The sequence below is a fragment of the Natrinema gelatinilyticum genome (assembly GCF_024266705.1).
In the GTDB taxonomy this organism is placed as follows: Archaea; Halobacteriota; Halobacteria; order Halobacteriales; family Natrialbaceae; genus Natrinema; species Natrinema gelatinilyticum.
This window is the reverse complement of record NZ_CP100756.1, coordinates 3586413-3600627: the sequence shown is the minus strand read 5'-3', so window position 1 is coordinate 3600627 and position 14215 is coordinate 3586413. Positions and strand designations below refer to the sequence as shown.

Annotated in this window: 12 protein-coding genes, 1 tRNA gene and 1 pseudogene; 9 read left to right on the top strand and 5 right to left on the bottom strand. The window is 58.0% G+C overall.

All coding sequences use genetic code 11. From position 1 onward, the window contains the following. Positions 1-3 precede the first annotated feature (3 nt). Entirely contained in the window at positions 4-1959 is a 1956-nt protein-coding gene (locus NJU76_RS17665) for an archaea-specific SMC-related protein (protein ID WP_254530673.1), read from the top strand. A gap of 1150 nt (positions 1960-3109) precedes the next feature. Here NJU76_RS17665 and NJU76_RS17660 read toward each other — a convergent pair. Continuing rightward, the gene (locus tag NJU76_RS17660; protein WP_254530671.1) at positions 3110-4129 is read right to left on the bottom strand and encodes a DsbA family protein; all 1020 of its coding nucleotides are present in this window, start codon (positions 4127-4129) and stop codon (positions 3110-3112) included. Between the two features lie 285 nt (positions 4130-4414). On the opposite strand from NJU76_RS17660, the gene NJU76_RS17655 reads away from it, so the two are divergent. From NJU76_RS17655 to NJU76_RS17625, 7 genes and pseudogenes are all read left to right on the top strand, one after another. Further along, positions 4415-5224 (top strand): succinylglutamate desuccinylase/aspartoacylase family protein, encoded by an 810-nt coding sequence (locus tag NJU76_RS17655; protein WP_254530669.1) that lies wholly within the window; start codon positions 4415-4417, stop codon positions 5222-5224. Continuing rightward, on the top strand, positions 5221-5520 hold the full coding sequence (locus NJU76_RS17650; protein ID WP_254530668.1) for a hypothetical protein: 300 nt from the start codon (positions 5221-5223) through the stop codon (positions 5518-5520). The genes NJU76_RS17655 and NJU76_RS17650 overlap by 4 nt, the downstream gene beginning before the upstream one ends. A gap of 439 nt (positions 5521-5959) precedes the next feature. After that, positions 5960-6400, top strand: coding sequence for a hypothetical protein (locus NJU76_RS17645; protein WP_254530667.1), 441 nt, complete (start codon positions 5960-5962; stop codon positions 6398-6400). Positions 6401-6594: 194 nt separating this feature from the next. Then, the gene (locus tag NJU76_RS17640) at positions 6595-7872 is read left to right on the top strand and encodes an RNA-guided endonuclease InsQ/TnpB family protein (RefSeq protein WP_254530666.1); all 1278 of its coding nucleotides are present in this window, start codon (positions 6595-6597) and stop codon (positions 7870-7872) included. An 84-nt stretch (positions 7873-7956) separates the two neighbouring features. Next, positions 7957-8478, top strand: a pseudogene (locus tag NJU76_RS17635) (AMP-binding protein). After that, the gene (locus tag NJU76_RS17630; RefSeq protein ID WP_254530665.1) at positions 8475-8663 is read left to right on the top strand and encodes a hypothetical protein; all 189 of its coding nucleotides are present in this window, start codon (positions 8475-8477) and stop codon (positions 8661-8663) included. The pseudogene NJU76_RS17635 and the gene NJU76_RS17630 overlap by 4 nt, the downstream one beginning before the upstream one ends. Before the next feature lie 184 nt (positions 8664-8847). Next, the gene (locus NJU76_RS17625; protein WP_254530664.1) at positions 8848-10488 is read left to right on the top strand and encodes an MFS transporter; all 1641 of its coding nucleotides are present in this window, start codon (positions 8848-8850) and stop codon (positions 10486-10488) included. Positions 10489-10760: 272 nt separating this feature from the next. Here NJU76_RS17625 and NJU76_RS17620 read toward each other — a convergent pair. The 3 genes from NJU76_RS17620 to NJU76_RS17610 form a co-directional block, all read right to left on the bottom strand. After that, positions 10761-10835 (bottom strand) — tRNA-Val (locus NJU76_RS17620). 40 nt (positions 10836-10875) lie between these two features. Further along, complete coding sequence (locus NJU76_RS17615; RefSeq protein WP_254530663.1) at positions 10876-11154, bottom strand: DUF7553 family protein; 279 nt, start codon at positions 11152-11154, stop codon at positions 10876-10878. A gap of 283 nt (positions 11155-11437) precedes the next feature. After that, complete coding sequence (locus NJU76_RS17610; RefSeq protein WP_254530662.1) at positions 11438-11971, bottom strand: cob(I)yrinic acid a,c-diamide adenosyltransferase; 534 nt, start codon at positions 11969-11971, stop codon at positions 11438-11440. Positions 11972-12114: 143 nt separating this feature from the next. On the opposite strand from NJU76_RS17610, the gene NJU76_RS17605 reads away from it, so the two are divergent. Continuing rightward, entirely contained in the window at positions 12115-12291 is a 177-nt protein-coding gene (locus NJU76_RS17605; protein WP_254530661.1) for a DUF7838 family putative zinc beta-ribbon protein, read from the top strand. Between the two features lie 364 nt (positions 12292-12655). On the opposite strand, the gene NJU76_RS17600 is transcribed toward NJU76_RS17605, so the two are convergent. Further along, positions 12656-14173 (bottom strand): aldehyde dehydrogenase family protein, encoded by a 1518-nt coding sequence (locus NJU76_RS17600; protein WP_254530659.1) that lies wholly within the window; start codon positions 14171-14173, stop codon positions 12656-12658. Positions 14174-14215 lie beyond the last annotated feature (42 nt).

The following is a 14215-nucleotide window of genomic DNA, read 5'->3' as shown; positions in this document are numbered from 1 at the left end:
TTCGTGTCATCTCCAGAGTCAGTCACCTCCTCGATCACCGTCCAGGCGAAGAATATCGGCGGTATTGACAGCACCGATGTACTGCTGCAACCCGGCGTAAACGTTCTGACTGGCCGGAACGCGACGAATCGGACGTCGTTTCTCCAGACGATCATGGCCGCACTCGGCAGTCGACGGTCGTCGTTGAAAGGAGACGCGGACGCCGGTCACGTCGAATTATCGTTCGACGACGAACAATACACGCGATACCTCGAGCGGCGCAACGGAGAGGTCGTTTTCGACGGCGATCCGTATCTCGAGGATCCGGAACTCGCAGATCTGTTCGCCTTCCTGCTCGAGTCCAATGAAGCCCGCCGGGCTGTTAGGGGCAGCGAGGACCTCCGGGAACTCATAATGCGACCGATCGATACGGACGAAATCGAAGCGGAGATTTCCATGCTCGAGGCCGAAAAGCGGGATCTGGACGACCGACTCGAGCAACTGTCCAGACTCGGAACCGAGTTACCCGACGTCGAGGATCGACGCGTCACACTCGAAGACGAGATTGACGCAACGGCGGAGCAAATCGCGGACCTCGAAGCCGAACTCGAGGAATTCGATCTCGACATCGATGCAAGCCGCGATCGGAAAGAAGAGATCGAGTCCGCATTTGCCGACCTCCAGGAGGCCCGTACGGAACTCGAGTCGATCGAGTACGATCTGGAGACGGAACGGGAAAGTTACGCCGAACTCGAACGGGAACGCGACGAACTCGAGACGGAACTCGAGGCCGTCGACGACGAGCACGAGTCGCCCGATCGCCTCGAGGGGCAGATTCAGGAGCTTCGCGCCAGAAAGCGATCCCTCGACACGACGGTGAGTGAACTCCAGAGCGTGGTTCGGTTCAACGAGGACCGCCTCGCGGACGACGGATTCGCTCTCGATCTTGGCGCATCGGATGCATCAGACGGTGAGGAAGACGGGGCCATCACCGAACAGCTCCTCGCGGACTCGACCGACGTCGTCTGCTGGACGTGTGGCTCACAGGTTGACCGGGAACGGATCGATTCGACCCTCGAGCAACTCCGATCGCTCCGGCAGGCGAAACTCGAGGAACGAAGCGATCTGCAGGAGCAAATCGACGATCTTGCGGCACGTCGGAAAGAACTTCGCCAACAAACCGAAAAGCGCGGTGAACTGGAAACGCGGCTTTCGTCGGTTGAGGACGAACTCGAGCGACGCTCACAACGCATCGACGAACTCGAAACGAGTCTCGAAGAGCAACGGGCGCGCGTCGACGACTTGGAATCGCACGCCGATGCGTTCGATGATGCCGCTTACAGCGACGTTATCGACACACACCGCGAACTGAACCGCCTCGAGCTCGAACTCGAGGATCTCGAAGCCGAGCGCGAGGAGGTCGATAACCGAATCGACGAAATCGAAGCGAAAATCGAAGAACGCGGTGATCTGGAGGAACGCCGGGAAACCGTTGACGACGAACTAATCGATCTCAGAACGCGCGTCGATCGCATAGAGGAAAACGCTGTTGATGCGTTCAACGACCACATGAGTTCGATCCTCTCGATCCTCGAGTATCGGAACATCGATCGCATCTGGATCGAGCGACGGGAGAAGACGGTTCGAGAAGGTCGTAGAAAGGTTACACGATCGGCATTCGATCTTCACATCGTCCGAACGACGGAGGCTGGGTCGACCTACGAGGATACCGTCGATCACCTCTCTGAAAGCGAACGTGAGGTCACTGGACTCGTCTTTGCACTCGCGGGGTATCTGGTCCACGACGTTCACGAAATCGTTCCGTTCATGCTACTGGATTCGCTCGAGGCGATCGATTCGAATCGAATCGGCGACCTCGTGGATTACTTCGAGGAATACGTCGATTGTCTGGTCGTGGCCCTGCTCCGGGAAGATGCCGAAGCCCTTTCGGACACGTATACGTACGTCCGCGAGATTTAGCTGTAATTGAGGGCGCTCAGCCCCCTTCTGCTCACGGCGACGCCGTTCGCATGGTCAGCGGGACCGACGGTCCCGCGCTATCCTCAGCGAGCGAAGCGAGCAGGGAGGGGAGACAGCGCCCGCACGTCTTGGTTTCGTGTGAATCAGCACCCTTATTATCCCTTCGGTTGAAGGTGGTAATAAGATACTCACCATGCTTCCGGCGGTGTTCAAACGCGACAACAAGCGTGCATCGTCGGTTGTGGTCGAGTGTCCAACCGGTAGGAGTGGGACACTCCGAACCACCTATAACGGGAAGTCGCCTGCGGAGTCTGGAACCGTCCGCAGAACGTCAACGGCGTTCTGCCGGGCCGCACGAGACGCTCCGCGTCTTGTGGACGCTGTGGGATCTGTTCCTGCACGTTCCGACACAGAAACAGGACGCTCCGTCCGCACCAAGCAAGAGCCGGGGAGGCCCGAGCGCGGGAGGGCGGAGTAGTTCACCTCACCTCGAGCACGTTTGTTGGTCCCAGGGTCGATTGCGTGTAGGTTCCTGGGTATTCCCGGCATGGCTCATTTCGCCATCCGTTCGCGTTCAAGTCTTGATCGTAATTGTTCTGAATATGATCATTCTCCCTTATATAAATATATCGAACTATTAGTAGTATAAATTTATAGCAAAATTTACGGATACAAATTGCATACTTTCGAATTTTCAATGCTTTCTTCCGAAATGGCAGATAAATTCTGACAAAATTATAGAAATTCAATATTTTTCGATTATGTCGTCCATACCTGGAAAGATACTATCAGTACAAAATAATATATCGAATCGATATAGATAATCATCACCCCACTTACCAGAAGAGGCAAGTATAGTCGAACTGATGGTTGTTTATCACACTCTCGAGCGGCGCTGATTGGGTTCCGTTCGTCTCCGCTGTCGGTTTCGATTCTACCAGACTTCACTGGGTACGGGCGTCTGCCGTCGATACCACAGGTGTTTTCGACAGTCAGAATGGCTGTCAGTTCGGCGGTGTGGATGGGTGTTCCAGGCAACTCCTCCTGCGACACCAGCAGCTGGCGAACCTGTTCGGATCAGCTACATATAGTGCCACAAATAGTGAGTCGAATCTCGAAGCGCCCGCGATGGATCAGCTCGAGTGTTCCGTTAACATTCGTCGTCGAATCCCCAGACATCGGTCCGATCACACTTCTTGTCCCAGATCGCACCTGCGTCTTCGGTGTCGTCGACGTTCCGCATCTGGGTTTGGATGACGGACTCGTCGGAGTCGGTCGATTCCCCTTCCGAACCGGTTGTAGACGGAGTATCGTTCGGTTCGGACGTGGTCGAATCACCCGATCCAGCTTCTGTCCGATCCGTCTCGTTCTCGGTGATTGTATCGGCTGAGTCACTCGACTCGGTCGATTCGGTTGATTCGGTCGATTCGGTCGATTCGGTCGATTCGGTCGATTCGGTCGATTCGGTTGACGCGGTCGGTTCGTCATCCAGCCGCGATTCGATCCAGTCAAGAATCGCCTGGGTTCCGTGGTGTGGTGCAGTCGTGTCACCCCCGAGTTCGAATGTGGGGGTGAACGTGACACCGTCGCTCGCCGCTGCGGCACTGACCCGCTCGACCTCGGCGTCGTACTCGCCTGCCCGTACTCGGTCGGCTATTTGGTCGGCGTTCGAGACACCGGCCGATCGGGCTCGTGACGTAAGTTCGCTGAAATCGACGTACCCGCTCGGTGGATCGTCGAACGTCTCGGCGAAGAATTGCCAGTAACTGCTCGGGTCTTCGTCCCACGTTCCGATTCCCATGGCTGCACAACGCGGATCACTACTCGAAATGAAGAACGACGACGTATCTCCAGGCTGATACGCAAGGTTGTAGAACTGAAGCCTGAGTCGGCCCGTACTGACGAATTCGTCGATTATGGCCGAAAGGTTTCCGGAAACGAATTTCCGGGTGTACGGACACTTGAAATTGCCGTACACCGTTGCGGTTGGTACGTCATCGCCGTCGACTCCCATCGTCGGATACGTGTATGCGTCCGCCGAGCCCGGAACGGGTGCGTTGGCGACAGTCGACGGTGCCTCGGCGGTTGCTATTCCTGCAACGCCAAGCAGTGTTGCCGTCCCCGTAGCGGAAAGAACTGTTCGACGCTGTAGGCGTGTCTTTTCCTGCATCTCACCTTTTCATCTGGAGTAGTCAATATAAAGAGAAACATTCGTTTTATCAATTTGAGTGACTTAAGTGAGATTTGTTTCGTTGCAGATCGCGAACAGTGGCGTCACTGCTTTCGGGTGGATCGGTCCGTCCACAGGACGGGCCAGATCACCCACCAACGACCAGTACATGCAACCACGTTGATCACGTAGTAACTCCGTTCGATTTCGAGAACAATCATAAATGCGATATATTTACCAACATCGATGAGAAGGTGCTTTATGCAGTCTGATCTGGGACATACTATGAAGCGGCGAAATACGTTGATCGCCAGTGCGACCATTCTCAGTGCGGCCGCCAGTGGCGTTGTAAGTCGACCACCCGGTGACGAGGCCCTCCTGACGGCAGCGCGCCAACGCGATGGTGATACCGAAATTTCGACCGAGTCGGAGTCGATCCTCCCCGGCACGGTTCACGAAACAACGCTCTACGAACGGGTCGCGACGCGGGACGGCCCCACAGCGATGGTCTTCGGCGGCATTCACGGCGACGAACGAACTGGAATCGAGGTCGCACAGGAGGTCGTCGACTGGAAACCCGATACGGGAACGCTCGTTATCGTTCCGAAGACTAATCGCGTCGCAACCGACGAAAATGTGCGAGCGGGACCCGAGGGTGACCTGAACCGCCACTTTCCGGCCGACAGCGAACCGACAAGCGACCTCGCGCGAGGTATTTGGGACGCTGTCCAGCGCTACGAACCCGATGTCGTGCTCGACCTCCACCGATCGCTTGGCATCGTTGGCATCCACGAGGAGTACGTCGGCCAGGCAGTCTATCACTCGGCGGACGCCGCCGGTGATGAACTCGCGGCCTACCTCAACGACGTGGCGGTTCCCTGGCATATGCCGTTCCACCGGATATCAGCCCACCGAACGCACAGTGGCGGCCCGTTGCTCTTCCAGAAGGCGATTCGGGAGGTCGGGGCGACAGCATACCTCTTCGAGACGACCGATTTTTTGCTCGATCAGAACGCGAGAAACGAGTTCACGCGGTTGGCGACAGCAAAGACGCTTGCTCTACACGGACTCCTCGAGGTGGACCGAAACCAATGATGGCTGCAATTCGGCGAGCCCTCTCGAGTCCCGTCACGCTCGTTACCTACGGGCTGCTGGTCGTTCCGTTGGCAATCGGTCGGTTCGAGTCGTCTCTACGGACTCCGCTTGCGCTTCCGGGCTACGTACTATACGTCCTCGGCACCGCGTTCGGCAACGCAATTGCACCGGGGGTCAAACTCAAGTACTACTGGATACCGTTTCTGATCGGTTGCTATGGCATCGCCGCCGTGGTCGGCTTCGGATACGAACTGTGGCGCAATCGGACGCAGAAGAAATCGACCGACCCGCGATAGTACCGAAGTTCGGTATCGAGACACGGAGAGTTGAAACCGTTAGGTCAGAATTACGCCGATTCGACGGAACTGCGGGTACGTTTGAGACGTGGCGGAACCGGCTACGGCTGGTACCCTGTAGTAATCTGTCACCACGAGACCGTCTTGGAATTCTGCTTCCGCGGCCCGGACGCTCTGTACGGTGTTCTCAGTCTCAAATCAAAGTCTCGACTCCGTTACGGTACTCCCGGTCTCCGGACGGTTGGCTCCTGGTCCTCGGAAGCGTGAGGAACGCGGTCATCCCACCGGTATTGCACCGGTGTTATGCTCGTCGGGTAGTAACTCGGCGGCACTCGATTGCTAGCCACAGTCTCGCAGCATGCTGCCGGTCAGCGACGACCGCGATTTATTGTTCTCGGGCGCGTAGCGTCCGAACGCGCAAGTGAGGAAATCAGATGCGATGACTCGAGACAATCGAAACGCGAGGACTGGTGCCGACCGATACAAACTGTTCGGCGTCTACGTCTCGGCAGCCGTCTTCGAGGGACTCTCCGAGTTCCTGTACGAAAAAGCGGGCGTCGTCGATTACGGTGAGTACTTCGATCCGACCGTCTCGACGATTCCCGCGGGTGATCCCGGTGGCGACGCGACGGACGCACTCGTCTCGAATCTCGTCGAAGACTTCGCCACCCTGTACGAGGAGGCAGATTTCGAGGCTGCTCGACGAGTCGATGTCGATGGGTTCGTCCTCGCACATCTTGCCGCCGACCCACAGACAGTCGCGAGCGCCCGCGAGCGATTCCAAGCGGCCGCCACGATTCAGGAGTCCGATCTTCGAACCGTCCACACCGCGATTCTGTCGGTGGCTCTCTCGGCGGGGAGTGGGCCTTCTGAGCAGTGAGGAACATTGCTACCGAATCCGATCGCCGAATAGGACGTTCCAATTTAGCAGTGGCGGTGAGGGTGCCAAGCCCCCACCTTCAATGAGCGACCGGAGGGAGCAAGTAGGCCGGGGATACGGCACCCCCACGAGTCTCAAACACGAGACAACCAGAATCTTTACCGTAGAAGCTGTCGTACATAAAGACACATCGGATGATATACAGCCCTCGTTTTCGATTGCTCCCAACCACGGAGCAACGCGAAGCGATGGACTGGACCCGGAACATCGTGCGACAAACCTACAACCACGCAATCTGCGAGTTCAACAAAATTCCCAACGATGCGGGCACGCTCCGCCAGCGCGTCTGGAGCATCCGCGACAGGCTCCCCACGATGAAAGACTGGTGGCCCGACCTGAAACAGGTCTACTCCACCGTCCTGCAGAAGGCCGTCGAGCGCATCCGAGACAATATCGAGAACCTCGGGAAGCTCAAAGCCAAGGGCTACAACGTAGGATCGTTGAACTGGAAAAAGCCCCGAGAGTACAGGAGTTTCACGTACCGCCAATCAGGCTTCGAACTCGACACGAAGAGTGGCCCGAACGGACGCGGACTCCTCATCCTCACGAAACTCAAGGGCAAAACCCGCGAAATTCCGATTCGCCTCCATCGAGGCCTCCCAGACCACGAGCAGATCAAAGAGGTGACTCTCAAGAAAGAGCCGACCGGCGCGTGGTACGTCTCGTTCTGCATTAAGACGGATGAACCCGAGACACCCGCCGTCGAAGACATCCATCCCGATGACACCGTGGGTCTTGACCTTGGTGTGCTACACTTCATTCACGATTCGGATGGGCGCTCGATCGGGCGGCTCGACCTGTCCGCTGACCGCGAGCGGCTCGAACGCGAGCAACGCTCGCTCTCTCGGAAAGAGTACGAATCAAATAACTGGGAGAAGCAACGCCGCCGTGTCGCAGAAGTCCACGCTCGGATGTCGAACAAGAAGCGGGACTTCAAGCACAAGCTCGCGCATTTCTACACCACCGAGTACGACGCCGTCTTCGTCGAAGACCTCACCGTAAAGGAGATGCTCGAATCACCGGAGAATGCACGGAACAAGGCCGAGGTCGGGTGGCGCGACTTCATTACCATCCTCGAACACCACGGCGAGAAGAACGGCTGTCACGTCAAAGAAGTCGAGCCGCGCGGGACGACCAAGGAGTGCTTCTCGTGTGGCGTTTCGACGTGGAAGCCCATCTGGAGACGCGAGCATTCGTGTCCGGCGTGCGGGTTCGAACTGGACAGGGATTGGAACGCGTCGTTGAACGTGCTGTCGCGTGGTCTCAACACACTAGGAGTGGTTCACTCCGAATCTACGCCCGTGGAGACTGCGACCGCTGTGGACTCGGCTTCCGTGTCTGCAAGTCGTGTCGTTGAAACGGGAAGCCCCTCCCTCAAGGAGCCGCCAAAGGCGGCGAGTAGGGTGGGGTAGTTCACGCGGATCCGGACAGCTCGCTGCGTATCGACTGCGGCGCCGTCGGTCGTTATCGAACCGTCTGACACGATCGCACGCTACATGGGAGGGACGACTGGGAAACCGAAGGGTGTGGTCCACAGCCACCGAAACATGGTGATGAACGTCTACGATCACGCCGTCGAGCTATGTATCACTGGTGATACGCTCCTGTCGATGACCCCGCTTTCACACTCTGCAGGGCTGTTTCTGTGAGGTGGCTTGCTCACCGGTGCGACGATAGTGGTGGGCGACGGCTTCGAACCGGAACGTGCATTGCGAGATATCGAACGTCGAACCGCCTCGTGGATGTTCATGGTACCGACGATGATCTACCGACTCCTCGATCACGCTGCCCTCGATTCGTTCGACACGTCGTCGCTGGAGACGCTGACGTACGGGGCCGCACCGATGACAGCCAACCGCCTCGGGATGGGGCTGGACGGATTCGGTTCCGTCTTTCTGCAATTCTACGGTCAGACCGAGGTCCCGAACCTCATCACCACGTTCGGGAAGGAAGATCACCGATACATGGTCGATGCAGGTCTGGACGAGCGCCTGGAGTCCGCCGGACGGCCGACGTGAAGGTCGTCGATCGGGACACTGGAGACGACCCTCTGAACGGGGAGATCGGCAAAATTCTCGCAACGGCAGCGTACGAGATGGACGAATACTTCGAACGCCCCGAGAAGACCGTCGAGACGTTCGCCGACGGCTGGATCGACGAGGTCGGGTTCCTTTACCACCCAGCCTCTGACGAACCGAACTGACTCCACCCCGCCCCGAGGGACCGGGCAGTATCCTTGACTCTCGGTGACTAACTAGACCCATGCTATTTGGGGGTCAAAAGCGTTAGACCACTGTATGCCCCCAGATGAGTCTACTTCCAACGGGAGTACTCATCTCTCTCCAGACTCAAAAGGAGGAGTACAATACTGGGGCCCAGCAATCGCCGTGAGTCTGACGACGTTCATCGTGGTCATCAATGCGTCCCTGATGAACGTGGCGATCCCCACGATGGTGGATGAGTTTGATACCACGGTCACCGTGATTCAAGGGGCGGTCGCACTCTACTCGCTGGTTATAGCCGCGCTGATTCTTCCGGCCGGGACGCTGCCGTCTCGGTATAGTAGGAGACGCGTAATGGCAATCGCGCTGCTCGTCTATGCCGGTGGAACGCTGGTGGCGGCGATTAGCTGGAATACTACGATCCTCTATATCGGCTGGTCGTTCATCGAGGGTTCTGCGGCCGCTGTGATATTCCCCCTGACACACACTGAATTGAGGGTCAGTTACGAAAGCGACGACCGGGCGAAGGCATTCGGACTGTTGGCTGGCGTGAGCGGGATCGGCGGAACTCTTGGACCGATTATCGGTGGCGCACTAACCACATACGCAAGTTGGCGGTGGGGGTTTGCGCTCCAACTCATCGGTGTGGGGGTTATTCTCTTTTTCGTTCGGTACATGAGTCCCAAACCACTGTCAGAAACGCGCAGTTCGCCGGATAGAGGTGGGACAGTTCTGTCCATCGTCGGTTCGACGTCGCTCGTCACTGGATTCCTTCTCAGTGGGAAGTATGGGTGGTTAGTTGAACGGCGGCCGTTCGTCGTCGTCGAGATCCAGTTCAATCCGTTTGGGACGTCGCCGGCGATCTGGTTTCTCGGGCTCGGATTGCTCGCGTTCGCCGCGTTCGTTCAGTACGAACGCCGACTGCAACGTGCTGAGAAGTCACCGCTCGTTCCGCTGAATGTACTGACGAACCGCCCTTTTTTATCCGGTGTTATCACGTACAATATTCGCTCGATAATCTCAGCTGGCTTCTTTTTCATCTTCCCGGTCTATCTCCAGGCAGTACTCGGATACACCGCCTTTGAAACCGGGCTCGCGTTGTTACCGTATTCTCTCGCGTCGATCCTTTTGTCGACGTTTTCGACCGGCTGGCGTAAGTACATCTCTCCAAAGACGCTTATCCAGGTCGGCATCGTGTGTATGGGCTTTGGACTGGTGCTGTTGTACGAGCAGACGGGCCCGGGTCAGACGATCAGCAGGATGGCTATCCCGGTCGCGCTCGTTGGAGCCGGTGTCGGACTCATACTGGGACAGATCACCAATATGACGATGTCGGCCATCCCTACCGCGGACTCCGCCGAGGCATCCGGAGTCCTGAACGTAAGCTATTCGATAGGCTATTCCCTGGGGACGGCAGTCGTTGGCTCGTATTTTCTCGGACAGTTCTATGGTAGTGTCGTCGATGGAGTACTACGAGCAGAACACGTAACCGTTTCAGCGGAGCAACGGAATGATCTGGTGCTAGCTCTCGAGGATGCAGCAGAAACAGCGACCGAAGCCTCTCAGCAACACTTCCTGAACCAACTCACTCCGACACAACGACAATTGCTCGAGGGTATCTTTGAGACTGCGATGTTCGATGCTCAACGGGCGACGCTGCTCCTCCTCGTACTGTTCGTGCTGCTCCTGCTTATCGCATCGTCGTTTTTGCCACGGCAGATCCCGGGCGACGACGAACGAACCGACAACCGCGAATCACCCCCCGATTCAACACGTGAAACGTCTGAACCAGCCGTGGAGGACTGACCGAAAACACCAAATTGGATACCTCGGATCTGAGCCGTCATCCTTTCGGGTGGCTCAGTGAGGTTCGGGAGTCTCAGATGGCTTACGATCGATGTACGCAGGACACTGTCGGCTGTGACCGCACCGGAGTCCGGTCCTTTGACTTCAGCGAGTGAACGAGTGGGTTGGGGCAGATTTGAACCACGGTCGTTCCGCTTCGCTTCACTCCCTGATTCAAATCTGTCCCACCGTCACGAATATGCTGCTCGCGGGCTTGCTCGCAGCAAAATTAGTGGGTTGGGGCAGATTTGAACTGCCGACTTCCTCCGTGTGAAGGAGGTATCATAACCGGACTAGATCACCAACCCGCACGAGGCGATACCCGTGCGTTGGACTTAAGGCTTCCTTTCACTGCTCGTCGTCAGTCGTACTCGAGCGGCCTGACTCGATCCGGGTTCGCACACCGCTGAGTGCGTTTCGAGCCCGCGTTTCTGCTCGCCGCTCGAGCGCCATCACGTCCTCGCGAACGCGGTCGACTCGAGTCGGTTCGGGTTCGGCATCCGTGGGTCGCCCGAGTCGGACTCGAACACGGTCGGCGACCGACTCGAGGCCCTCCATCACACCGAGCCGGGCGTGTGCAGCGGCTCGAGAGAGGTAGTAGCGGCTGTCGTGGAAGTGCTTGTTCATGTGAACCTCTTACATAGAGAGGTCGGACGAGAATATAGTTCTTTCGTAGGCAACAGAATTGATGAGTCGATCGTGGGTTCGGAACTCGACCGCTGCCCGTCGGCGGACTCGGAAGGGAGTTCGCGGTGACCAGCTACCGGCCCTGTGCGTCGGACGGCGATTTCTCGAGCACGAATCGATCCTGTCGCTATCAGCAGGCGAAATCGAGTACGCTGATCGGATGACAGAGGTTCCGGGTTGGTCTCGTCGACGACGATTGTTTTCACCCGGGAACACGGGACCGCTAATACTCTGGTGCGTCCTCCGGCACACCGTCGCGCGCGTTGACGACGCGCGCGACCGTGAACAGGCCGTCCGAAAGTCGGTTGAGGTACTGGACCGCATCCTCGTTGATCTCCTCTTCCGAAGCGAGCGCCACCGCACGCCGTTCGGCGCGCCGACAGACCGTTCGTGCGTGGTGTAGCGCTGCCCCGTGTTCGCTGCCGGTCGGCAGGATAAAGGAGGTCAGCGGTTCGAGTTCCTCGTCGTATTCGTCGATCCAGTCCTCGACGGTTTCGACGTGATCGGTGCGGATCTCGGGGTCGTCTTCGTCCGGATCGGGATTCGCGAAATCGGCCTGTACGACGTGTAGGTGGTTCTGGATCTCCGCCAGCCGTTCGTTGACGTCGTCGTAGTCTGTCGGTCGAACGGTACCGATCAGGGCGTTTAGTTCGTCGACGGTCCCGTAAGCCTCGATGCGGGTGCTCGCCTTCGAGACGCGGGTCATATCTCGAAGGTCCGTCTCCCCTTCGTCGCCGCGACCGGTATAGATGGACATGACGGACCCGACGGACGGGTTCCACTTAACTTCCGCGTCACCCGGACAGTGCGACGGTTCGAATACGGGAGTAGCAACGCGGCGACGTTCGGATCGTCGGCCGAATCAATACGTTAAACTCGCTCGATTCACTATCTCGTCGCATGGCTCTGGAACTCGATCACGAGTGTCCCAACTGTGGGGGCGAGAAGACGTTTTATTGTGCCGCCAGTACGACCCTCCACCTCGGGAAGAAGATAAAGTGGCACTGCCCCGACTGCGACTACGGGTTCGTAGAGATACGCGACGACGGGACAGTCATCGACTCGAGTACCGCCTAGAATCGTTTTGTCGCCGGTTTCGGCGGTCGATAATCACGGAGCGGAAATCGTCTGTCGGACACCCATTTCGTGCGTGTCCATGTCCGTTTCGTCTCCGGGTGACGGACGTTCAACGGTTCGTCGAGTTCGCTCGAGCAACGGGTTTCACACCGCCGTATTACTGTCCGTCGCGACTCGGCCGCAATTCGAGTCGCTGGTACGCCCCGGAATGAACGCCACTCGGAAACGGAACTGGCAATAGAGCGTCGATCGAACGACAGGTGGACAGGCAGCCGCGGAGTCGAGTATCCGAGACTGCAAGTGGCAGCGGACATAGCAGGCGGCGGTTACTGTGAGGACACCGGCGAGGGCCTGACTACCGACCTCAGCGGAGCGAGAGATTGATCGTTTTCGTCTGCTGGTAGTGATCGAGCGTGTCGGCACTGAGTTCACGGCCGATTCCGGACTGTTTGTGGCCACCGAACGGAAGACCGGGAGCGAGGTCGTGATAGCTGTTTATCCAGATGTATCCGGCTTGGATGTCCCGTGCCGCTCGATTCGCCTGTGTGATATCGTCGGTGATCACACCACCGGCGAGACCGTAATCGACGTCGTTCGCTAACTCCATCATCGTTTCGTAGTCGTCCCACCGGAACACCTCGAGGACCGGGCCGAAAATCTCCTCCTGGACGGCGACGTGATCGTGATCGAGCCCTTCGATGAGGGTCGGTTCCACGTAACAGCCATCCGAAAGGGCCGCATCGTCGGGACGGTCGCCACCGACGAGGAACTCGCCACCGGCCTCACGCGCTGCGTCGAGATACTCGAGCGTTCGGTCGACTTGCTCCGTCGAAACCTTTGGGCCGAGGTCCGTTTCCTCGAGTAACGGGTCGCCGATCGTCATCGCGTCGATCCCGTCGACGAGTGCCCCGAGGAGACCGTCGGCAACATCCTCGTGGACGAACAGCCGCGATCCGGCCTCGCAGCACTCGCCGGTGTTGTAGAAGATCGCAGCGGAGATGAGCTGGGTTGCCTTGGCGACGTCGACGTCCGGGAAGATGACGATGGGACTCTTCCCGCCAAGCTCGAGTGTGATATCGGTCACGTTTTCGGCCGCGTTTTTCATCACCTGTTTTCCGACGGCCGTCGACCCGGTGAACGCGACTTTTCGAACGTCGGGATGGCGAGTCAGCGGTTCCCCGGCCTCGTCGCCGAATCCGGTGACGACGTTGACGACGCCGTCCGGGACGATATCGTCGATCAGTTCGGCGAGTCGAAGCGCCGAGAGGGGCGTTTGCTCGGCCGGTTTCAACACCGTACAGTTACCGGCGGCGAGTGCTGGTGCCAGTTTCCACGACGCCATCATGAGCGGGAAATTCCACGGGATGATCTGGCCGACGACACCATACGGTTCGGTGATCACCTGTCCGTATCGCGTGTCATCGGTCATCGTCTCGCCGCTATTTTCCCGGACGATTCCTGCGAAGTATCGGAACTGCTCGGCGGACGAGCGAATGTCGATCGTCGCCTCCGTGATCGGCTTTCCGTTATCGAGCGTCTCTAGCTGTGCGAGTTCCTCGGTATGTGCGTCGATTGTATCGGCGATCTCGAGCAGCACACGCTGGCGGTCACCGGAGTCGTACCCCGACCATTCCGTGTCGAATGCGTCCCAGGCGGCTTCGACAGCGCGATTCACGTCGGCCTCGGTCCCGCGAGCGACGGACGCGAGTTTTTGATTCGTCGTCGGATCGGTCGTAGTGAACGTCTCTCCACTGTCCGAGTCTATGAATTCACCGCCGATGTAGAGCGACGTGTGTTCGGGGATGACGGCGTCGGCTGTCTCTCGGTGGCGCTCAGGTACCTCTGTCAGGTGATCGTCGGCCGAATTTGACTGACTAGACATGCTTGTTAGACATGAGGGGACACGTCGAAAAGTTTTGCCTAT